Source organism: Arthrobacter sp. TJ-217, from assembly GCF_058269255.1.
This window is the reverse complement of the sequence record NZ_JBZCNJ010000001.1, coordinates 268,370-289,415: the sequence shown is the minus strand read 5'-3', so window position 1 is coordinate 289,415 and position 21,046 is coordinate 268,370. Positions and strand designations below refer to the sequence as shown.

The 21,046-nt window shown below is 67.2% G+C and carries 20 protein-coding genes and 1 pseudogene; 11 read left to right on the top strand and 10 right to left on the bottom strand.

Features of this window, described 5'->3' with window-relative positions; all coding sequences use genetic code 11:
• The first annotated feature begins 292 nt into the window (after window positions 1-292).
• Complete coding sequence (locus AC4D2R_RS01475; protein ID WP_490936770.1) at window positions 293-508, top strand: hypothetical protein; 216 nt, start codon at window positions 293-295, stop codon at window positions 506-508.
• Between the two features lie 30 nt (window positions 509-538).
• Here the strand turns inward: AC4D2R_RS01475 and AC4D2R_RS01470 are convergent.
• Together AC4D2R_RS01470 and AC4D2R_RS01465 are read right to left on the bottom strand one after the other, a co-directional pair.
• Window positions 539-853: pseudogene (locus AC4D2R_RS01470) on the bottom strand (GNAT family N-acetyltransferase); the annotation flags it as partial.
• A 45-nt stretch (window positions 854-898) separates the two neighbouring features.
• Entirely contained in the window at window positions 899-1,060 is a 162-nt protein-coding gene (locus AC4D2R_RS01465; protein ID WP_490936768.1) for a hypothetical protein, read from the bottom strand.
• Between the two features lie 118 nt (window positions 1,061-1,178).
• Here AC4D2R_RS01465 and AC4D2R_RS01460 point away from each other — a divergent pair, with 118 nt between their 5' ends.
• Window positions 1,179-1,829 (top strand): FMN-binding negative transcriptional regulator, encoded by a 651-nt coding sequence (locus AC4D2R_RS01460; protein ID WP_490936766.1) that lies wholly within the window; start codon window positions 1,179-1,181, stop codon window positions 1,827-1,829.
• 31 nt (window positions 1,830-1,860) lie between these two features.
• On the opposite strand, the gene AC4D2R_RS01455 is transcribed toward AC4D2R_RS01460, so the two are convergent.
• A complete protein-coding gene (locus AC4D2R_RS01455; protein ID WP_490936764.1) occupies window positions 1,861-2,646 on the bottom strand; it encodes a DUF4386 domain-containing protein in 786 nt (261 codons plus the stop codon).
• 87 nt (window positions 2,647-2,733) lie between these two features.
• Here AC4D2R_RS01455 and AC4D2R_RS01450 point away from each other — a divergent pair, with 87 nt between their 5' ends.
• The 3 genes from AC4D2R_RS01450 (at window position 2,734) to AC4D2R_RS01440 (ending at window position 5,580) form a co-directional block, all read left to right on the top strand.
• The gene (locus AC4D2R_RS01450) at window positions 2,734-3,432 is read left to right on the top strand and encodes a TetR/AcrR family transcriptional regulator (protein ID WP_490936762.1); all 699 of its coding nucleotides are present in this window, start codon (window positions 2,734-2,736) and stop codon (window positions 3,430-3,432) included.
• 97 nt (window positions 3,433-3,529) lie between these two features.
• Window positions 3,530-4,018: a hypothetical protein gene (locus tag AC4D2R_RS01445; RefSeq protein ID WP_490936760.1), complete on the top strand. Its 489-nt coding sequence runs from the start codon at window positions 3,530-3,532 to the stop codon at window positions 4,016-4,018.
• Window positions 4,019-4,071: 53 nt separating this feature from the next.
• Entirely contained in the window at window positions 4,072-5,580 is a 1,509-nt protein-coding gene (locus AC4D2R_RS01440; RefSeq protein WP_490936758.1) for an aromatic amino acid lyase, read from the top strand.
• On the opposite strand, the gene AC4D2R_RS01435 is transcribed toward AC4D2R_RS01440, so the two are convergent.
• A complete protein-coding gene (locus AC4D2R_RS01435; protein WP_490936756.1) occupies window positions 5,545-7,134 on the bottom strand; it encodes an isochorismatase family protein in 1,590 nt (529 codons plus the stop codon). The two genes, AC4D2R_RS01440 and AC4D2R_RS01435, sit on opposite strands and share 36 nt — an antisense overlap.
• Before the next feature lie 339 nt (window positions 7,135-7,473).
• Between AC4D2R_RS01435 and AC4D2R_RS01430 the strand changes: the two genes are divergently transcribed.
• Window positions 7,474-8,292: a sigma-70 family RNA polymerase sigma factor gene (locus AC4D2R_RS01430; RefSeq protein ID WP_490936754.1), complete on the top strand. Its 819-nt coding sequence runs from the start codon at window positions 7,474-7,476 to the stop codon at window positions 8,290-8,292.
• A 121-nt stretch (window positions 8,293-8,413) separates the two neighbouring features.
• Window positions 8,414-8,821 (top strand): four-helix bundle copper-binding protein, encoded by a 408-nt coding sequence (locus tag AC4D2R_RS01425; RefSeq protein WP_490936752.1) that lies wholly within the window; start codon window positions 8,414-8,416, stop codon window positions 8,819-8,821.
• A gap of 26 nt (window positions 8,822-8,847) precedes the next feature.
• On the opposite strand, the gene AC4D2R_RS01420 is transcribed toward AC4D2R_RS01425, so the two are convergent.
• Together AC4D2R_RS01420 and AC4D2R_RS01415 are read right to left on the bottom strand one after the other, a co-directional pair.
• Complete coding sequence (locus AC4D2R_RS01420; protein ID WP_490936750.1) at window positions 8,848-10,563, bottom strand: sigma-54-dependent Fis family transcriptional regulator; 1,716 nt, start codon at window positions 10,561-10,563, stop codon at window positions 8,848-8,850.
• Window positions 10,564-10,674: 111 nt separating this feature from the next.
• Window positions 10,675-11,367, bottom strand: coding sequence for a GntR family transcriptional regulator (locus AC4D2R_RS01415; RefSeq protein ID WP_490936748.1), 693 nt, complete (start codon window positions 11,365-11,367; stop codon window positions 10,675-10,677).
• A 121-nt stretch (window positions 11,368-11,488) separates the two neighbouring features.
• Between AC4D2R_RS01415 and AC4D2R_RS01410 the strand changes: the two genes are divergently transcribed.
• The 4 genes from AC4D2R_RS01410 to menD all read left to right on the top strand — a co-directional run bounded on the left by AC4D2R_RS01410 (window position 11,489) and on the right by menD (window position 17,079).
• On the top strand, window positions 11,489-12,982 hold the full coding sequence (locus AC4D2R_RS01410; protein WP_490936746.1) for an NAD-dependent succinate-semialdehyde dehydrogenase: 1,494 nt from the start codon (window positions 11,489-11,491) through the stop codon (window positions 12,980-12,982).
• Between the two features lie 3 nt (window positions 12,983-12,985).
• Window positions 12,986-14,269, top strand: a complete 1,284-nt coding sequence (locus tag AC4D2R_RS01405; RefSeq protein WP_490936744.1) for an iron-containing alcohol dehydrogenase — start codon at window positions 12,986-12,988, stop codon at window positions 14,267-14,269.
• The gene (locus AC4D2R_RS01400; protein WP_490936742.1) at window positions 14,266-15,258 is read left to right on the top strand and encodes a 3-hydroxyacyl-CoA dehydrogenase; all 993 of its coding nucleotides are present in this window, start codon (window positions 14,266-14,268) and stop codon (window positions 15,256-15,258) included. The genes AC4D2R_RS01405 and AC4D2R_RS01400 overlap by 4 nt, the downstream gene beginning before the upstream one ends.
• Window positions 15,259-15,333: 75 nt before the next feature.
• Window positions 15,334-17,079: a 2-succinyl-5-enolpyruvyl-6-hydroxy-3-cyclohexene-1-carboxylic-acid synthase gene (menD, locus tag AC4D2R_RS01395; protein WP_490936740.1), complete on the top strand. Its 1,746-nt coding sequence runs from the start codon at window positions 15,334-15,336 to the stop codon at window positions 17,077-17,079.
• On the opposite strand, the gene AC4D2R_RS01390 is transcribed toward menD, so the two are convergent.
• The 4 genes from AC4D2R_RS01390 to AC4D2R_RS01375 all read right to left on the bottom strand — a co-directional run bounded on the left by AC4D2R_RS01390 (window position 17,076) and on the right by AC4D2R_RS01375 (window position 21,001).
• Window positions 17,076-17,846, bottom strand: a complete 771-nt coding sequence (locus AC4D2R_RS01390; protein WP_490936738.1) for an amino acid ABC transporter ATP-binding protein — start codon at window positions 17,844-17,846, stop codon at window positions 17,076-17,078. The two genes, menD and AC4D2R_RS01390, sit on opposite strands and share 4 nt — an antisense overlap.
• Window positions 17,847-17,851: 5 nt before the next feature.
• Window positions 17,852-18,637, bottom strand: coding sequence for an amino acid ABC transporter permease (locus AC4D2R_RS01385; protein WP_490936736.1), 786 nt, complete (start codon window positions 18,635-18,637; stop codon window positions 17,852-17,854).
• Between the two features lie 79 nt (window positions 18,638-18,716).
• Entirely contained in the window at window positions 18,717-19,514 is a 798-nt protein-coding gene (locus tag AC4D2R_RS01380; RefSeq protein WP_490901091.1) for a transporter substrate-binding domain-containing protein, read from the bottom strand.
• A 146-nt stretch (window positions 19,515-19,660) separates the two neighbouring features.
• On the bottom strand, window positions 19,661-21,001 hold the full coding sequence (locus AC4D2R_RS01375) for an isochorismate synthase (RefSeq protein ID WP_490936733.1): 1,341 nt from the start codon (window positions 20,999-21,001) through the stop codon (window positions 19,661-19,663).
• Window positions 21,002-21,046: the final 45 nt, after the last annotated feature.

The following is a 21,046-nucleotide window of genomic DNA, read 5'->3' as shown; positions in this document are numbered from 1 at the left end:
GCACATACTTTTCTTGAGGCGGATGAGGAGCGGCGCCACGGCGGCCGCAGTCCTCCGGGCCGTCATGTTTCCTATTGGGTCGAGGATGACGGGCGGGACTCCCATGGATATGAGGAGCGTCTCAGGCGGCGAGAACGTCGTCATTCCCGGATCGCTGCAGGCGCAGCGGCAGCACCGGCACTTCGGCCCCGCTCTGGACACGGGAATGTCCTTCCACACGAATGTTCGCTGCATTCCCCGGTCCCGCACTGTTCAACCTCGGATGTGGGCGTCTCAAAGGAAAGGAACGGATATGCGAAAGACAATCGGTGGACACGGGGTGGTCTTCATCGCCCGGCTGGCAGCGCTGTTCGCCCTCACCGGTGACGATGATCCCGAGCGCGGCGATGTCCCGGGGTGGGTGATGATCACCCTCATGTCGGCGGTTCTCGTGGCGGGAATGCTCGCCGTCTCCGGTCCGACGCTCGTGGCGTTGTTCCAGGCGGCGGTCAGCCAGGTCGCTCCCTAGGCGGAGCAACCGCGGGCGGAACCACTGGATCTAGGAGGTACTCCCGGACTCCCAACGGATTTCCCCTTCCTCAAAAAGGTCGGTCGGGTGTAAACCTTGCCGTCGGGCCACTCCAATCGACGCCTCATGGTCTGGGTGGATGTAGGCCGAGCAGGTGCGGACACCTTGCGTTCGCAACCGGGCGATCATCGCTGCGGTTGCTTCGGAAGCGAGTCCCTGCCGCTGATAGGCAGGAGAGATCACCCAGGCGATCATCGCTTCAAGGCCGGCGCGTCTCTGCTGGACTGTGGCCTGAACAAACCCGACAGCGGTTCCTTCGCTGTGAAGGCGCACAATCCAGTTGAACCAGCCCTGTGAACCGTCCTCGGGCCGCCCTGCGACCTGCGCCGACTACCGGCGGTGGAGCTGCTCCATGGAGGGCGCTTCGCCGCCCATGTACTCATACAGGGAGGGACGGGCCAGGACCTCAGCCATCTCAGCCGCGTGTGCGGCCGCAAGCGGCTCAAGAAGCAGCCGCTCAGAAAGGATCGCCTCGCAGCACGGCAGGTTCATATCCCAAGTATGGCCGCCGTCGCACCAGGACGAGTCCGGCACAGGCCTCTGCTGCGCGGGTTTCCGTCCGGTGAGACACTGTCGTGGAGCACCCTTCATCAACGAAAGGGAGAAGTCCATGTACACACCAGCGCACTTTGCCGCCGGCCCGGGCGTGGTGCACGATCTTCTTACCCGCCCAGCCGCGGCGAACCTAATAACCATGACCCCGAAGGGCCTGCTGGCAACACTGCTGCCCTTCCTCTACGATCCATCGATCGGTGAACACGGGGCCCTGCACGCCCACCTGGCCCGGAACAACCCGCAGTGGTCGGAGCCCGCGACCGGAGAAGCCTTGGCGATCATCCAGGGTGCTGACGCCTACATCTCACCGACCTGGTACCCATCGAAGGCAGAACACGGACGCGTTGTCCCGACGTGGAACTACTCAACGGCCCACGTGTACGGCAGCCTCGTAATCCACGACGACCCGGTTTGGCTTGGAAACCATGTCAGGCGCCTGACCGACCTCAATGAGGCCCGGTCGGGGCGGCCCTGGATGGTGGACGATGCGCCGGAGCGGTACATCACGGGCCAGCTGCGCGCGATCGTGGGGGTTGAGCTGCTCATCAGCAGGGTCGAGGCGAAGACCAAACTCAGCCAGAACCGACCCGATGCCGACATCGACGGCGTCGTTGAAGGCCTTCACGCCAGCGGCCAGGCAAAAAGCGCCGCGGACGTCGCGCGGGCGAGACCTGAACGGTCAGGGCGGCAGCCGGGCCGCGCATAGGGTCCAGGGGAGTAGATGCTGCTCTCCGTGTTCAGTTGCTCGTCCCGGACGAGACCGGCCGGGCTCGTGCGGGGATGAGCGCGTGGGCGGCATCCTGGGGGCCTGTCCGGCGGAGCGGACGCAGGAGGCAGATGCCCAGCGCGGCCACCCAGAGTCCCCATCCGGTGCTGCCGAGCAGGCCGGCGAGGTCCCAGACCGGGAAGCCCGGGATGGCGGTTGCGAGGATATCACCCTGGTTGAGGAGATAGACGGTGCTCACCAAGAGGCCTGCGCCGCCAAGCCATCGCGGCAGGACTGCGGTGCGCAGGATGACGAGGCTGAGCGCCACCGACCACCCTATGATGAGCAGCTGACCCAGGTGTTCGCCCAGGAGCGCCCCGCCGAATTGGTGCTGGGCAGTCCAGGCGGCCTCCACGGCGGCCCGGGTCTGGGCGTCGCCGGCGATGTAGGCCCGTGACAGCTGCGGAACAACGAAGACCCAGCGGAGGAATCCGATCAGCGACAGGAGCACCGAAGCGGCTCCCGCGAAGGTAGCCACCCGCACCACTGGGTTCTCGCGCAGGCTCAGCGCTGCAGGCAGCAGAAGCACCGGCACGGCGAGTAGTCCGTAGGTCCAGGCGGTTCCGAACCAGGTCCAGATCAATCCCGGGCCCCCGGCGCTGAAAGCCGGCAGCACCACGCTTCCCGGTTCCGGGAGCACATCCGGCCAGTCGAAGGTCATCGCGAGGACCGTGGCGGCCGCGGCAAACGCGACGGCGCTCACCACGAACAACATTCCGGTCATGTGCCGCACGTTCGCGTCCCTGGTGGTTTCCATGGCAGATCGGCTTTCTCGAGAAGGAATGTTGTACAATGTACAAATACTGTACGTCGTACAGAGAAAAAGCACCAGAGGAAGGCCAGCATGACGTCGACAAGCCGGACCCCCCGCCGCGGTCCGCGCAGGACTTTGACAGAGGACGAGATCCTGAAGGCTGCGCTGAGCCTCCTGGATGAGGGCGGTACAACTGCGGCATCCATCCGTGGCATCGCCGCGAAGGTGGGTGTCGCCCCGAACGCGGTGTATACCTACTTTCCCGACAAGGCGGCGGTGGTGAAAGCCGTAGTCGAATACCTGCTCGGGCAGGTTGACCACGCAGTGGCAGCGGACCGGGACCTTTTATGGACCTCGCGGGTCGAACACCTCGCCCTGGAGTTGCGGGAACAGTTGACGGCTCATCCCGGGGCGGTGAACCTGATGATCGGTGGCCCCATGGACGGGCCCAGCGCTCTGGCCCTCAACGAACTGCTTCTCGAAGTCCTGACTGCTGCCGGGCTTAGCCCCACTGATGCGGCTAAGGGCACCTACCTGCTGATCGTTTACGTCTTCGGCGCCATCGCCCTTGAAGTGGCAGAACTGGGTGATACCCGCGTGGCGCCCCCGGAAGCCGAGCATATTGCGGCCCGCCATGCCGGGTTCTCCGCCATCCCGGCGCGCAGCTATCCCTTATCTGCCGCCGCAGCAGACACCATGGCCCGGTACGTTTCCACGGAACAGTACCTTTGGGGGCTCCGCCGGGTACTTGACGGGCTCACCGGGCTCCGGCTCGAGGAACGGGCCTGATGGATCCGAAACGCTGCGGGCCGGTCTGAGCGCCTGAGGCGGCCAGCGCGCTGAACGAGCCGGTGCGATTATCGGTCGGATCGGGGATGATGACCCTATGCGAACCTGGGGGATGGCCGGCGTCTGTATTGTCGCCGCTCAAGCGCTGAGCGGCTGCTCAGGCCCGGTGGCCTGCCCGGCGATTGCGTATTCGTCGACCATTCCGGTGGAACTGTCCGGGGCGGTGCAGCGCGTCCACACCGTTGAGGTGTGCTCCGACGCCGGCTGTACTTCGGTGCTGGGCCGGAGGGCCTCCGCAGGCGGCGGGGCATCCACCGCACACGTGTTCATGCCCGTCAACAGTGCCGCTCCGACACCGCCTCCCGATTCGTCCCCGTTCGGGGAGGCCGCGCAGCTGGACGAGGACTCCTGGGTAATCCACGTTTACGGGACACTTCCCAACCGCGTGACCGCGCGGGCGCTCGATACGGAAGACGCCGTCCTAGCCGAGGACCAGTTCGCGCTCCAGTGGACGAGGGTCGGGGGAACGGAGGAGTGCGGCGGCCCGTTCGAGTCCAACACGATCACCCTCGATATCGGTTCCTAGAGCCGCCGGTCCACGCGGCCGGCGGAATGAATCACTGTCCAAAGGAGACGACGTTGATTCAGGTCAACGGCACGCGCCTGCCCCTTGGGGATATTGAAGCGGTTGCACTGAAGCGGGAACCGGTGATGTTCACCGAAGCCGCCATCGCACGCCTGCGCCATTCATACGAAGCGGCGGCGGCGGCCGTGCAGCACAGGCCGGTTTACGGGCGGACCACCGGCGTCGGTGCCAACCGCTCCGTCTCGCTCGATGGCGCCGACTCCGCCCAGGGCCTCAATCTGCTCCGCAGCCACGCGGCCGACTCCGGCAGCGTGGTGGACGACGAGACGGTGAGGGCAATGCTTGTGGTCCGCGCATCCCAGCTGGCTGCCGGCGGATCCGGCATCGACCCCGCGATTCCTGCCGCCCTCCTCGATCTCCTCAATGAAAACGTTCTACCGGAGGTCCGGGTGTTCGGCGGCATCGGCACCGGCGACCTCCCCGCGTTGGCCGGCACAGCGCTGACGCTGTTGGGCGAACGAGCGCCGAAGGCAGGAATCCTGAGGAGACCGCTGCAGGGCTGGAAGGTCGACGATGCGCTGCCCTTCATCAGTTCGAATGCGCTGACAATCGCCCAGGCCGCGCTGGCAGCCCGGCGGGTGCGCGTGCTTCTCTCCAACCTCGTCGTCACGGGGGCGTTGTCCTCCCTTGCGCTTCGGGGCAACAGGGAAGCGTGGTCAGCACCGGTCACCGCAGCCATGACCGGCCCGTATTCGGCGGATGCCGCCCAGGCGCTGACCGCACTCACCGAAGGAACCAAGGCTCCTGCGCGGATCCAGGACCCTTACTGCCTGCGAGCCCTTCCCCAAAGCCTCGGTTCCCAGTTTGAGGAACTGGTGGCACTGGAGGAACTTGTGGAGAAACTCGCCGCCGGGACCTTGGAGAACCCGCTCGTTCACTGGGGTCGTGACGGCGCGGGCAGCGGCGACGTTTCCCATAACGGCCTGTTCCACGCGATGAACCTGGCTCAACGGGTGGATGGCGTGGGAGTCGCCGTGGGTGCCGCCACCGCTCTCACCCTGCGGCGCATCAGCCTCCTCAATGATCCCGCGTATACGGGGCTCGAACGGTTCCTGGCTTCGGCTGGGAACGGAGCGTCCGGGGTAATGATGCTCGAATACGTGGCCGCCGCGGCAACAGGACGGATCCGGGCCAATGCCCACCCCGCCAGCCTCCAGACCGTCGTGTTGTCGCTGGGTGCCGAAGAGGACGCCAGCTTCGCCAACCTCGCCGTCGAACAGCTTACGTCCACCGCCCTGGCGCTGCGGACGCTCGTGGGCGTGGAGTTCCTTTGTGCAACCCGCGCGCTGCGCCTGCAGGGTGCGAGCGCGGACAGCTTCGGGCACCCCGCTGTCCGGACGGTCCTGGCTGAGCGTTTCGCCCGCCCCTATGACGCGGGCGACCGTGATCTCCGGAACGAGCTGCAGGAGGCGGAAGAGCTGGTTTCGGCAACCCCACTCGCAGGGGGATCGCTCGACCAACATTCCCTATCCGGGGTCGACATCGGAGGAAGCGGCGGATAGCTCCCCGGCGGGGAGGAGCTTTTTCATCTGTGTGGCAGTCGCCGCGTAGCCCAGCTTTTCGTAAAGGCGCTGCGCATTCTTGTTGTGGCCGAACACGTTGAGTCCCAGGGAGGAGGCACCGAGCCGCTGCGCTTCCTGCTCGGCCAGGAGCATTGCCTCACGGCCCAGTCCCTGGTGCCGGAATGATTCCTCTACGGCAATGTCGTATATCCACCACGCCGTCGCATCCGACTCGGTGGGGCCAATCCACAAATATCCCACCGGGGATCCGCCAAGCATCAGGTCGAAGACCTGGTGCAGTGGGGCGGGGCTTCCGTTGGGGAAGTACATCGCGAACGAACGTTCAGCATTCTCCCCTGCCTCGCTCAATGACTCGCCGGCCTTCATCCGCTCCTCGATGTAGGTGCTCATGCTGGTGTCGATCCAGGGGGCAAGCCTCTCGGCCGGCATCGGACGGAGAGTGAGGTGGGGCCGCAGAGCTTTCGAAGTCATCTGAACCAGGCGGAACCGTTCAAGGACCACCAATGTCTCGTCGGAAACTGTGAAACCCGGGTCGCCGAGGAAGCCGCGCATCTCGGCACTGTGCCAGAACTCTTCATGGGCCGCCCGCCACTCCTCAATCGATGAATGCCCTTCACCCTCGTCCCGGACGTGTTCCCAGGGCACTTTGCCCAACGGAACCTGCTCGACCCTCACCGTTTCGATCACCGCCACCGGTTCATTGGATGAGTTCACAAGGAGCTGGCGGGCCCCGACGCGGGGAAGTGGATCATCCTCAATCCCGTATTCGGCGACTGTCGACGTCGTCGTGGTCTTGCTTCCACTGAGGACGGCGTCAACGAGCCTGTCCCGGAGCGGGCCGGGGAACCCAAACTCGGCCCGCGGAAGGTCTCCGAAGGTGGAGATATTCGGATCCACGCGGGCGCCCGGGGCGACGCGACCGAGCTGGGCGGGCTGCCCGGGCCGCGGGGCTGTGCCGAGAAGGTCCGCGGTGCGGACAACCGTGGCGAACTCGCCGTGCAGGTTCACTCCTGTGATGCGCGCGAGATCCGCGGCAGCGACGGTCTGCCCGTCGATGCCGGTCCGGTCGAAGGTGTGGGTCGCATCGGTTGGGAAGTACACCTCGTAGCCAAGGTTGCCGCCCATCCGCGCGGTGGTCTCGCAGCAGTGATTTGTTGTGATGCCGCAGACGACGACGGCGCCAATCTTCTGCGCGGTCAGCCAGGCGTGGAGGTCGGGGGTCCCCAGGAAGCTTGAGTTGACGGTCTTGGTGACCAGCAGGTCCGGGCGGCCGCTGATGATCGGCTTGAAGTCGTGGCCCGGGTTGCCGGGGTGCAGGGGGGAGGCGGGGTTGGTTGAGGCGTGCTTGACGAAAACGACAGGACGCCCGGTCCGCCGCCACTCATCGAGGAGGGCTGCGATGTTCGCTTCGCATGCCGGATTGTCCCGCGGCCCCCACCACGCGGCGTCGTTGAAACCCTGCTGGACGTCAACGATGATGAGGGCCGTCGTCCGGGAGGCGACGGCTTCTGCAGGCGATGAAAGCTGGTCCATGACCGCACCCTACTCCGTGTCTTCACGCTTTCCGGTAGCCCTGGCATGCCGCCCGGTGCTTCGGCATACCCGTCGGTACCAACCCCGGGGCGCGGACGCCGGCGCAGATTTCGGTGGGCACCGGAGAGAAAGTCCAAGGATAGGCGCATGATCACCGCAGATTCTGCCGAGGAATGACCCACATTTTTCCCATTGCCGAAATAGGCCCGATTCGGGAGGTTAGCGTTGTGAAAACCGGGAAACCGGCGGGTCGGCCACATCGGTCCGGATCCGCGGTCTCCCCGGACAGGAAGCACAGGCCGCCCGTCGGGCCGGTCCATCTCTAGGGGGTAGTCGACGTTGAACCGTGAAGAACGCAATGGACTCGTTCTCGAGAACCTTCCGTTGGTGGGCTACCTCGTCTCCGAAATCTGCGCGAAGGCACCCCACCTTTCCCGTGATGACCTGGCGGCGGCGGGCGCACTTGCTCTGGTGACGGCGGCACAGTCGTTCAACGCCGAATTCGGAGTCCCTTTCGGGGCGTTCGCCCGCCGCCGGATCCTCGGTGCGTTCGCTGATGACATGCGGGCCTCCGACTGGGCGAGCAGGGACACCCGGCGGAAGATCAAGGCAGCCCTTGCGGTGTCCGAAGCGCTGACGGGAACCCTGGGCCGCACCCCGACCCTTGAAGAGGTCGCCGAGGCCCTCGGGGTCGGCCGGGATGCCGCCGCTGCGATTCTCGCCGATGCCTCCCGCACGGTTTCCACACTTGATGAAACGCTCGCCGACATCCCGGCGGCGGCGATTGAGACACCTGAGGAATCGCTCCTGGTGGCCGAACAGGGGCAGTACCTGCGCGCCGCGGTCGAAGCGTTGCCCGAACGGATGCGGTACATCATCAAGGCCACCTATTTTCAGGACCGCACGGTCAAGGAACTGGCCGCCGAGTTCGGCTCCACCCACTCCGCCGTTTCCCAGCAGCGCGCCGAGGCCATCCGGCTGCTGCGCGACGGCCTGGCGGCTGTCTATGCAGACCAGCAGGCGGCGCAGGCACAACCTGAATCGCGCATCTCACCGGCCCGGCGCAGCGCCTACATCGGTTCCCTTGCCACACTCACCCAGGGAGGATTCACCCGGGCTGGGGCAAGGGAAATCCCGAGGGTCGCCGCCGTGGCGTGACCCTCGGCCGCCTCGTTCCGAATTTTCCTGCTGGTCCGCCGGTACCTGCCGCGCGTACGGTCGAGGGAGGCGGCAGTCGGGCCGCCGTACCATCCAACGCTCAGGGACGAAGGAGAAGACAGTGACTCACGCAGCAGCGATGCTCGGCACCTACCCTCAAGACCTCGGCACGATCGACCGGGAAAAGCTCCTGGCCTGCATTGACGCCTGCTTCGACTGCGCACAGACGTGTACCGCCTGCGCTGATGCTTGCCTGAGCGAGGACATGGTGGCCCACCTGACCAAATGCATCCGCACGAACCTCGACTGCGCCGACGTCTGCGCCGCAACCGGGAAGGTCCTCTCCCGCCACACCGGGTACGACGCGAACGTGACAAGAAGCGTCCTCGAGGCGTGCCGTACTGCCTGCAAGGCCTGCGGCGACGAATGCGACAGCCACGCGGAGATGCACGAGCATTGTCGGGTCTGCGCAGAGGCGTGCCGCCGCTGCGAACAGGCCTGCGCGGACCTCATCGCTTCCCTTGGCTGAGTAGCGCCCGGCTGACCGGCCTGCAGCTAGGCGGTGAGCCGGTACGCCTTCATCTTCCGGTACACCGTCGCGCGGGAAAGCCCTAGGATTTCCGCCGCCTTCGAGCGGTTGCCGTGGGCCTCCTGCAGGGCCTTGCGGATCGCCTCCAGTTCAACCCGCTCAATCATCGACAGCGAACGGGCACCCTGCATCGCCGGGGGCAGGTCGCCGGGAAGAACGGCACCGCGCTTCCCGGTGATCGAGAGGTGTTCCAAAGTGCCTCGAAGCTCCTTCAGGTTCCCCGGCCAGCGGTAGCCCTTCAGGACCTCAAGCGTCTCCGGCCGCAGCTCCAGCCGGGTGCCTGGGGCAATCCGTTCGGCGAAGACGTGCCACAGGGCGGGAAGGTCGCTGGTCCGGTCGCGCAGCGGGGGGACCCATACCAGTGGAAGGCCCAGCCTGCCTCCCAGCGCGTCCGCTTCCTCCTGCGAACCGGCCGAAAGCGTCAGGAGCACGGGCCCGTGGCCCGAGGCGTTTTCCAGGACCGACTTCATCCCGTCGAGTGAATGGGCATCGAGCGTCTCGATGCCGCGCACCGTGACCGGAGCGGCCGAGGCGAGCCGGTCCGCCAGCTTGCACAGCCACTTCCTGCTGCCGAGCAGGTGGCGTTCGGCGGCGTCGGTGACCATCGACTGGGCGTGTGAGGTTCCGGGACGGAACGGAAGCCCCAACGCCAGGGAAGCCTTGCCCGTCCCCGGCTCGCCGGCGATGATGAGCGGGCGGCGCGATTCGCGGTGGCGGGCAACCTGGTGAACGGCCGAGAGCCACTCGGGGGAGCGCCCGATGAGCTGCGGGCGGGGCGGCCCGGGGTTGACCGCGGCGGTCCTGCGCTCGCGGTCGAGCACCACGATCGTTCCCGCCCCCTGATCGAGCGCCGTTACCTTCAGGTTGACCATGCCGGTTGAGAGCTCAAGGAGGAAGCTCCCGCTCCGGCGTTGCTCCACATTTCCTTGGATGAGGTCGAGGTCGGCGACGGTCAGGCGCCCCGCCTCCTTGCTCTGCATGACCAGGCCCTGCGGACCGAAGGCCACGACGGGGCCGGCATGCGAACGCGTCCGCTCGAGGAAGGTGGCAAGCATCCTGCGGGCCGCTGGCTGCTCGACATCGAGCACCTGTTGTTCGAGTTGGGTGGTGACCGAGTTGATGAGGGGTTTGAGCAGTCCGCTGCGCGAGGTGAGACCGCTGGAGATGGTGACCACGGCCAGGAGCTTGCCGGTGAGGGGGTGCCGTACCGGGGCGCCGGTGCAGACCGCGTTGCTGTAGAAGTCGGCGAAATGCTCGGTCCCGGTGATCTGTACGCTCCTGCCTGTCGCAATGACCGTCCCGACCCCGTTGGTGCCGACCGCGTCTTCGGAGAGCACCGCGCCGCGCACGGTTCCGAGCTTGTCGAGGTAGTCAAGGGCGTCGTGGTCGTGGGACCAGCGCTGAAGGATCCGGCCCTGCGCGTCGGCAAGGAGCAGGCCGAGGCCGGTTCCGTTGAGGTCATCCGAGACCCGCGTCAGCGGTGCCTGGAACATGTCGAGCAGGTGGGTATCGAGGAGGTCCTCGGGCACCTGGGGTACATCCCGGATGTTTTCCGGCACTCCCAGCGCCGCCTGGGATCGCTGCCACGACTTGATGAGCTCCGGACTCAGGCCGGGGAAATGCCCCGCCGTTGGTGGGGCGTGTTTGACCTCTTGCACTCTGGCGTCGAAATCCGTGGGCACGATGTACTCCTAGGCTCTGCCCTCGTCCTCAACCGCCGATGCTGTGCGTCTCGTCGTTGAGAACCGTTGGACCGTTAGTGCTGAGAGACTACTAGTAATATCGTATTAGCGCTATACCGGGACGTGGGCCCCGAGGCGTTTCGAGTACTCGAGCACCGCCAGTTCGCCGGCCAGCTGAATGTGGTGCTCACACGCCGCCCGCGCCGTGTCCGGGTCGCGCTCCACGGCCGCCGCCCGAACGATACGGCGCAGTTCCTGCATCGAGATCGCCACGCGGTGTTCGTCGATGAAGGCGTAGCGCCGGAACAGCCCGATCCGTGTGTGGATGCCCCGGAGGCTGTTCTCCAGTACCGGGTTTCCGGCGCCCTCAAGCAGCAGCGCGTAGAACTTTTCCTTGCTTGCTTCCCGTGACGCGACCGATCCGTGGAGGTAACTCGAATCCATTGAATCGATGAGGGCCATCATCTCCGCGGCCTGGCCGGTTGTGGCATTGCGGGCAAACAGTTCACCGGCCAGCCCCTCAAGCGAACGGCGCACCTCGTAGAGGGACTCGATGTCCCGCTGGGAGAGCACCGTGACGATCGGCCCGCGGTTGGGGACCATCGTGATCAGGCTTTCGGTCTCGAGCTGGCGCAGTGCTTCGCGGATGACGGTGCGTGAGACGCCGTAGGACTCGCAGAGGGCGCTTTCAAGGAGCCGGTCGCCAGGCGGCAGCACGCCCTCGAGGATGTCCTCGCGCAGCAGGCGCACCACCTGCTGGCGCAACGGAGCGGCGTGGCGTTCGACTTTGGAGTTCGTATTCATTGGCTATTGCCCCCGGGAAATTGACTGTCTCAACTTGACGCATCCGGGCCTCGCGGCCGGGTTGCGATCGTACGCTAATACGAGATTACCCGACGATTCAGACCGGCGAGAGGACCAGAAAATGACGACGTTGACGAGTATCGAGGGCACGGTGACGCTGCGCGGTCATACGATTCCGGTGGGTCTGTACACCGGCGGCACCTGGCGGAATACGGCCTCCGCGTTCGACGTCGTCAATCCCTCCACCGGCGCTGTGATCGCCTCGGTTTCCGACGGCGGAGAGGCGGAGGCACTGGCCGCCCTCGACGCCGCGGCCGGGGCCCAGGACGCCTGGCGCCGGGTCGCTCCCCGGGAGCGGGCCAACCTGTTCCACCGCGCCCATGCGCTGCTGCTCAGCCGGTCCGACGCGATCACTGAGACCATGACGCTCGAGAGCGGCAAGCCGCTCGCCGAGGCGCGCAGCGAATTCCAGCTCTCGGCCGACTTCTTCCTCTGGTACGCCGAGCAGGTGGCACACCTGCATGGCACCTACGCCTCGGGTTCCCCGGGCGGATACCGCATCGTCACCACCTACCAGCCGGTCGGGCCGAGCCTGCTCATCACCCCGTGGAACTTCCCGCTGCTGATGATTGCCCGCAAGGCCGGCGCCGCACTGGCGGCCGGGTGCACTGTTGTGGTGAAGTCGGCGAAGGAAACCCCGCTGACCTGCGCCCTCTTCGTTGAGGCGCTTCACGACGCCGGGTTCCCGCCGGGCGTCGTCAACCTCCTCCACACCACCCGTTCTGCGGACGTGTCGGCTGCCGTGATGGCCGACCCGCGGCTGCGCAAGGTCAGCTTCACCGGCTCAACCGGCGTCGGCAGCACCCTGCTGCAGCAGGCCGCTCCGGGAATCGTGAATGCCTCGATGGAGCTCGGCGGCGACGGGCCGTTTGTCGTCCTCGATGACGCCGACATCGACCTGGCAGCCCAGCAGGCGATCCTCAGCAAGTTCCGCAATGCGGGCCAGGCGTGCGTTGCGGCGAACCGGATCATCGTCCACTCCGCGGTGGCCGAGGAATTCACCCGAAAGTTCGTTGCCCTGACGGAGAAGCTCCGTGTCGGCGACGGTTTCGAGGAAGGCACGGAGGTGGGTCCGATCATCTCCGCGAAGCAGCGCGACACCGTGGCGGGCCTCGTTGAGTCGCTGAAGGGCATTGACGCCGAACTGCTGACCGGTGGCTCCGCTGTGGAGGGCAGCGGGTACTTCTACCAGCCGACCGTCTTCAAGGTGAACGACCGGAACAACGAGGTCTGCAACCAGGAACTGTTCGCTCCAATCGCCACAATCTACACCGTCGACTCGACGGCGGAGGCGGTTCAGGTGGCGAATGACACCCGCTACGGCCTCGCCGCCTACGTCTTCACCCGGGACCTCTCCCGTGCCCTTGCCGTGAGTGAGAACCTCGACTCGGGGATGGTCGGGATCAATCGCGGCATCATGGCAGATCCTGCCGCGGCCTTCGGCGGCGTGAAGGCCTCGGGCCTTGGCCGGGAGGGCGGACACGACGCAATCTACGAATACCTGGAACCCAAATACCTCGCCATCACCGTCGATGAGACCAAAGGACTTGAGTAAGCGATGAGCACCCTCTCCACCACCTCGCCGGAAAAGACGGCGGGCCGCCCGGGCGGCCCGGCGACCACCATCGGGCTGCTCCGCCAGCCCAAGACCGTGCTGTTCGGCCCCGGCCAGCGCCACCAGCTGCCCTTCATCGTCGCCGGCATCGCGAAGCACCTGTTGGTGACCACGGATTCCCGCATGGCGCAGAGCCCGGAATTCCTGGCGATCATCGAGGGGATCCGCGCCAAGGGCACCGAGGTCTCCATCTATTCGGAGGCCGAACCGGATCTCCCGCGCGAGAACATCGTCGACGTCGTCGAGGCCTTCGGCGGCCGGGAGGTCGACGCGATCCTCGGCATCGGCGGCGGCTCCTGCATGGACCTCGCCAAGGTCGTGGCCGTCGTGCTGGCCAATGACGGTGATGTGCGCGACTACTACGGCGAATTCCTCGTGCCCGGCCCGGGCCTGCCGGTGATCACCGTTCCCACAACCGGGGGAACCGGCGCCGAGGTCACCTGCATCTCGGTGGTCTTCGACCGGGAGAAGGGGATGAAGGTCGGGGTGGCCAGCCCGTTCCTTGAGCCCCACACCGCCGTCATCGACCCCGAACTGACCCTCAGCTGCCCGCCCGGGCTGACGGCGGCAACCGGAGCGGACGCGCTCTCGCACCTCATCGAAACCTTCACCGGACGGCTCAAGCGGCCAACCCCGGAGGAGATCGACACCAAACTGTATGTTGGCAAGAACCGGCTCGCGGACATGTTCGCCAGCCACGGCCTGCACCTGCTCAACACCTCGCTCGAGGCCGTGGCCGCTGACCCGTCGGACCTTGAGGCGCGCTCGGACACGATGCTTGCCGCGTACAACGCGGGCATGGCCATCAACACGGCGGGCACGGCCGGCGCGCATGCCATCCAGGGCGCCATCGGCAACCTCACCCACACGCCCCACGGGTTCGGGATCAGCGCGCTGCTGCCCTATGTCATGCGCTTCAACCTCCCGGAGCGGGTGGCCGAGTTCGCCGAGATCGGCCGCATTTTCGGCGTCGCCGACCCTGGCGCACCGGAGCTGGACCAGGCCCGCGCCGGGATCCTGCGGGTCGAGGAACTGCTCGCGGCCCTCGGCGCCCCGCTCGACCTGAAAACCCTCGGCCTCTCTCCGGACGACTTCGGGTTCGTCGCCGACCAGGCGATGCTCGCCACCCGGCTGACGGCCAACAACCCGAGGGAGCTGACCCGGGAACTCGTTCTTGCAATCCTGGAGCGCGGCTACGCCAATGACCGCTCCTGGTGGGTCGTGTGAGCCACTCCGACGGTTCCCGGCCCCGCGTCGTCGCGGTGGCCGGTGCGGGCTCGATCGGGGTGGCGTTCGCGGTGCTCTTCGCCGATGCCCGGTTCCGCGTGCGTGTCTGGGATGCGTTCCCCGCAGCGTTCGAGACGGCGGCCCGGGAGCTGTCCGCGCGCCTCGAGCAGCTCGCCGCGCACGGCCTGCTGACGGGCCCGGTTGAGGCAACGGCGGCCCGTGTCTCATTTCACGAGGACCTTGCCGACGCCGTCGACGGGGCCGAGCTGGTGCAGGAGTGCGCCCCCGAGCGCCTCGAGCTGAAGCGGTCCCTGTTTGCGGCCGTCGCCGACGCCGCGCCCGCCGGAGCGGTCCTTGCCAGCTCAAGCTCGGCCCTGGTCCCCAGCGCCATGGCCGAAGGGCTGGCTGCCGCTGACCGGCTGCTGGTCGCCCACCCGGGAAACCCGCCGTACCTGCTGCCGGTCATCGAACTGGTCCCTTCCCCTGCCACCTCGCCCGAGGTCATTGACCGGGCCGCCGGCCTGTACCGCGACGCGGGCCTGAAACCGGTTGTGCTGCGCAGGGAAGTCGAGGGATTCCTCTTCAACCGGCTGCAGGGCGCCGTCCTGCGGGAGGCCTACGCTCTCGTGCGCGACGGGGTCGCATCGGCCGAGGACATCGACGAAGTGATGCGCAGCGGCCTGGGCCGCCGGTGGAGTTTCATGGGCCCCTTCGAGACGGTCGACCTCAACACCAGGGGCGGGATCGCATCGCATGCGGAAAAGATGGGCCCCGCCTATGAGCGGATGGGCGCCGAACGCGGACAGCACGACCCCTGGACACCGGACCTCGTCTCCGCCGTGGCTGCGGAGCGCAGGGCGGCCCTTCCCCTTGAGGAATGGGACAAGCGCGTCCTCTGGCGCGACGAGCAGTTGATGCGCCTGAAGCCCGGCTGGGACGCGGCGGCCGCGCAGCGGAGCGCAATTCCGCGCGCCGGTTTTCCCGGGTAGCGGCGCGGCTCCGGGCGGGCAGGGCGCCGCGGCAAACGGTGGGAGCGGGACGATGGCCCGTGGAAAGATGGGGCGGTGAGCGATTCCCTCGAAGCCATCGATTCCGCCCGCCGCGCAGTGGCAGCCCTGGCCGAAGCCGGCGTGCACGACGTGGTCGTTGCCCCCGGCTCCCGCAGCGCGCCAATGGCCTACGCGCTCGCCGAGGCCGAAGCGGCCGGCTCGGTCCGGCTGCACGTGCGCATCGATGAGCGCAGCGCCGGTTTCACGGCGCTGGGCCTCGCCCTCGGCGCCCAGCGCCCGGCGGCGGTGCTCACGACGTCGGGCACGGCCGTGGGCGAACTGCTGCCTGCGGTCATGGAGGCAAACCACGCCGCCGTGCCCCTGGTGGTCCTCTCCGCCGACCGGCCCGAGGAACTCCGGGGAACCGGCGCGAACCAGACAACACACCAGCCCGGCATCTATGGCTCCCAGGTGCGCTGCGCCCTTGACGTGCCGGCCGGCCACGACCCGGGACCGGCGGTGGCCCGGGCGCTCCGGGAGGCCCGCGGCGGCCGGCGCACCGCGGCCGGGCCGGTCCAGCTCAACCTCGCGTTCCGTGACCCGCTCGTGCCCGGGGGCGGCACCGCCGCGGATCCGGCCCTGCCCGGTGGGCTTCCCGCGCACGATCCCGAGGCGGCAGGGCCGCACTGGCGCGACCCTGGCGCCCCCGGGCCCGGAGCCCTGCCCGCGGAGGCCGCCGAGCCCTCGGGCTGGGCAGCGCCCGTTCCCGCCGATGCGAAGACCGTGGTTGTTGCCGGCCACGGAGCTGGCGCCCTGGCCGCCGTGTTCGCGGCCCATCTGGGGCTTCCGCTGCTCGCCGAGCCCTCCTCCAACGCCCGTTTCGGGGTCAGCGCGCTGGCACCCTACCGGCTGCTCCTTGAGCATCTGGGCGGTGGCATCAAAAAGGTCGTCGTCTTCGGCCGGCCGACCCTTTCCCGTCCCGTCGCGGCACTGCTTGCAAGGACGGACGTCGAGCAGGTGCTCTACCTGCCGGGCCCGGTGGCCTGGTTCGAGCCCGGCCGGCGGCGCGAACGCATCATCGACAACCTTCCCGAGCTCCTTCGCTTCGCGGGCCGGGGCGCCGAGGGCTGGCTTGCCTCATGGCGCAGCGCCGCGGAGGCGGCGGACGCCGCAATCTCGAACCTGCTTGCCGCCGAGGATTCCCTGAACGGCCTCGGTCTCGCCGAATCGGTGTGGGAGCACACCGACGGGAACCTGGTCCTCGGCTCCTCGAACCCGATCCGCGACGTCGACCTCACTGCCTCCACCGGCTGGCATCCGCTTGAGGTCTTCGCCAACCGCGGCCTGGCGGGCATCGACGGAACCATCTCGACGGCGACCGGCATCGCCCTGGCCAGCGGCGTGCCGACGCGGCTGCTGCTGGGAGACCTGACCTTCCTTCACGATGCCGGCGGCCTGCTGCCGGGCGCCGGTGAACCGGAACCCGACCTGCAGATCGTTGTGCTCAACGACCAGGGCGGCGGAATCTTCGGGCTGCTCGAACACGGCGCGGAATCGACGACGGCGCGGTACGGGGCAGCCGTCGAGCGCCTGTTCGGCACGCCGCAGGCAGTGGACATCGCCGCCCTGGCGGCGGCGTACGGCCTGCGCCATGAACGGGTCGAGACGCTTCCGGACCTTGATACAGCGATGGAGCGGCCCATTCGGGGCCGCTCCATCGTTGAAGTGCGGGCGGACCGGCAGGCCCTCCGGCCGCTTCATGCCCGAATCCGCCAGGCCGTTGCCGACGCCGTGACCGGCGGCGGACGCGCCGCGGGCTAGAGGACCTTCGAGAGGAACTCCCGGGTCCGGTTGTGCTGCGGGTTGCCCAGCACGTCCTCGGGCTTGCCCTGTTCAACAACCACGCCGCCGTCCATGAAGACAACGCGGTCGCCGACCTCGCGGGCGAAACCCATCTCGTGGGTGACGACCATCATCGTCATTCCCTCCCGGGCGAGCTGCTTCATCACCTCGAGGACGTCGCCGACGAGCTCCGGGTCCAGCGCGCTGGTCGGCTCGTCAAAGAGCATCATGTCCGGGTCCATCGACAGCGCCCGTGCGATTGCGACGCGCTGCTGCTGGCCGCCGGAGAGCTGCGCGGGGAAGGCATTTTCCTTCTCCGCAAGACCGACCTTGGCCAGGTTGCGCCGGGCCACCTCGATCGCCTCCGCCTTGCCGCGGCCCTTGGCCCGCTTCTGGGCGAGCGTCAGGTTGCCCAGCACGCTCAGGTGGGGGAAGAGATTGAACTGCTGGAACACCATGCCGATGCGGGTGCGCATCTTGTCCAGATCGGTCTCCGGATCGGTGATGTCGACGCCTTCGACCATCACGGTTCCGGTCGTGGGTTCCTCAAGGCGGTTCACGCAGCGCAGCAGCGTTGACTTGCCCGACCCCGAGGGGCCGATAACGCACACCACCTCGCCCTGGTCGACGTGGAAGTCGATTCCCTTGAGGACCTCGTTACTGCCAAAGCTCTTGCACAGCGCCCGGACTTCGATCGCCGGTGCGGTGGTGCTCAGTGCCGAAGCAGCCGCTGAAGATTTAGTCACTGCTATCACCGGCCTCTCTTGTTGTGTCGTTCAAGCTTCGCGACAAGCTGCGTCAACGGCAAGGTGATCGCGAGGTACATGAGCGCGGCGACCACCAGCGGGGTGGCGTTGGCCTGGCTCGTTACGGCGTCCCTGGCGAAAACCGTGAGTTCCCTCTCGTTCAGTGCCATGCCGGCGATGAACAGCAGGGAGGTGTCCTTGATGAGGATCACCAGTTCGTTTGTCAGCGGCGGGGTGATGATCCGGAACGCCTGGGGCAGCACAACGGACACCATTGTCCAGGACGGATTCATTCCCAGCGAGCGGGCCGCCTCCACCTGCCCCTTGGGGACCGCCTCGATGCCCGCCCGGATCGTCTCGGCGATGTAAGCGGCCGATACGACGATCAGTGCCAGCAGGCCCGCTCCCGCGCTGCCGCCCGGCGGGCGCCAGCCGAAGGCGATGGGGACGGCGAAGGCGAATCCGAAGATGACGAGCAGGGCGGGCAGTCCGCGGAAGAGTTCGATGTAGGCCGTGGCCAGCCAGCGGTAGGGCAGCACCGAGGACAGCTTCATAAGGGCCAGCAGCAGCCCGAGGAGCAGCCCGCCCACAAACGCGATGATCGTATAGAGGATGGTGTTCTTCGCCGCGATGACAAGGATGTCGGGGAAGGCCGCGGCGGCGACCTCGGGATTGAAGAAGTAGGTGCCGATCGTGTCCCAGTCGGCGAGGGAGATGACGACGATGACGACGATCACAAAGACCGCGTAGAGGACGCCTTGGAACAGGCGCCGGCGCGTAGAGGGTTTCACGCTGGGGGATACCTTCCTTCAGGAGGTTGCGCGTCGGTGCCCCGGTGGCGTTCGGCCACCGGGGCACCGGCAGTGTTTTCTACTCCGCGAAGTAGGTGTCGTAAATTTCCTGGTACTTGCCGTTCTCGCGCAGGGTGCCGAGTTGTTCGTTCACTGCGGCGACCAGATCTTCGCTGCCCTCCTTGGCGAAGGCGAAGCCGTACTGCTCGTCGGTCTTGTACTCCTCGGCGATGGTGAACTTGCCGTCCTCGGTGTGCCCGAGGTTCACCGGCAGGTCCTGGAGCAGGGCGTCGACGTTGCCGGCCTGGATGGCGGCGTACATCTCGGCGTCGGATGGGAAGTCGACGACCTTGGTGTCCGCGGGGACGTTCTCGCGGGTGTAGGTGGCGCCGGTGGTGCCCTGCTGGACGCCCACGGACTTCCCGGCGAGGTCGTCGATCGACTTGATGTCGGAATCGGCGGGAACCAGCAGGGACTGCAGGGAGTCGTAGTAGGGATCGGAGAACGTGAGGTTCTTCTCGCGGTCCGGCGTGATGGTCACGGCGCTGGCGGCGACGTCGCACTGGCCGGCAGCGATGACGGCCCCGCTCTGAAGGCCGTCGAAGCCGACGTCCTGTACGGCCAGCTCGAGATCGAGGCCGGTGGCGATTTCACGCATGAGGTCCATGTCGAACCCCTTGTACTCGCCGTTTTCCTCGAACTCGAACGGGGGGTAGGGGATGTCCGAGCAGACAGTGAGGCTGCCTTCGGAAACGAGGTTCAGCCCGCCGGCTTCGCCCGAAGCGGCAGGTTCCTCGGAACCGCCTCCTCCGCAGGCGCTCAGGGCCAGCGATCCGGCCGCGAGGGCGGCCAGCATTGCAGTTTTAGTGGTGAACATGGAGTACCTCTGCTGTGGACGGAATACGGAAAAGGTCTTCGTAGATTCTAACTGGATTAGAGATGTGCATCACAGGCTACAGGAGATGCATATTGGTAACCAAGCATTTTAGGAGGGCTTGTGACCGGATCGTGCCGGTCGGCCCGTCAGCGGGACAGGTCGAGGGCCTCGATCATTGGGCGGAACTTGCTCCAGGTTTCGGCGAGCTCCGCCTCCGGTTGGGAGCCGTCGACGATGCCGCACCCCGCGTACAGGCGCACCCGCGTGCTGCTCTCCACCACGGCGCCGCGCAGCGCAATGCCCCATTCACCGTTGCCGGCCGCGTCGATCCAGCCGACCGGGCCGGCATACGGCCCGCGTTCGAGGTGTTCAAGCTCGCGGATCAGGGCCCCGGCCACCGTGGTGGGGGTGCCGCACACCGCGGCCGTCGGGTGGAGTGCCTCCGCCAGGGCCAACGAGGTCGGGACCCGCCCGTCGCCGTCGGATGACAGCTGGGCCCTGACATCGGAGGCCAGGTGCCACACATTGGGGAGTTCGAGCACGAACGGTTCGCTGTGCGAGGTCATCGAACTGGTGAACGGCTCGAGCTGCTCGGTGAGGGAGTCGATGGCGATCGAATGCTCGTGGAGCTGCTTCGCGGAGCCGGCGAGCACCCGCTGGGGATACTCCCGGTCCCCGGCAGGCGCGCTGGCACGGTCGAGGGTGCCGGCGAGGACCCGTGCCTGCGCCGTCGCGTTCTCCACCTTGATGAGCATCTCCGGGGTGGAACCGATGAGGCCGTCCACCGAGTAGGTCCAGCAGTCCTCGTACCGCACGGCCAGTTCCCGCAGCACCTGCGCCGTCGCGACGGGGGAGCCGAGCTCCGCCACGACGTCGCGGGCCAGCACCAGCTTGCTCAGTTCTCCGGCGCGGATGTGCTTGACCCCACGGCCCACGGAGTCAAGATACTGGTCCTCACTGACCACGCCGGGCACAAGTCGGTCATCGGGGTGCGGGGTGCGGGCCGGGGCGACGTCCTCGAGGTAGGCCGCCAGTGCCGCCTCGGCGGCGGCGGCGCTGAGCTCGGCGTCGGGGTCGTCCGTAACGTAGGTGAGCCAGCTCTGGCCGTCCCGGCATCCGACCACCACCTCAGGGACGATCAGGCGCGAGGCGTGCTTCGAGGTTTTCGAGAATGCGAAGGAGCCAAAGGCAACGAGGCCGGTTCCGGGGCCCGTGACGTCGTTCTGCACCTCGGCTGCGGCGAGCTCGTCGAGCCACCACCGCTGCGCTTCGGCGAACCGTTCCGGCCCGGACGAGGTGAACCGCGCCACCTCGCCGAACGCGACCAGGCCGCCGCCCCGGCGGATCCAGGTGTGGATGTTGTCGCGCACCACGTAGTCGAGAAGGCCGGTCTCGGGTTCGATGCCGCTCCGCGGGATGGTGATGCTTCTGAGGCCGCTTGACTGCCCGGGTGCGGGCGCGAACGCGGCGGGGGACGGAGTGCTCATGATGACATCAAGCGTACTCCGCTGGTCCAGCCCACTTTCCCCGCC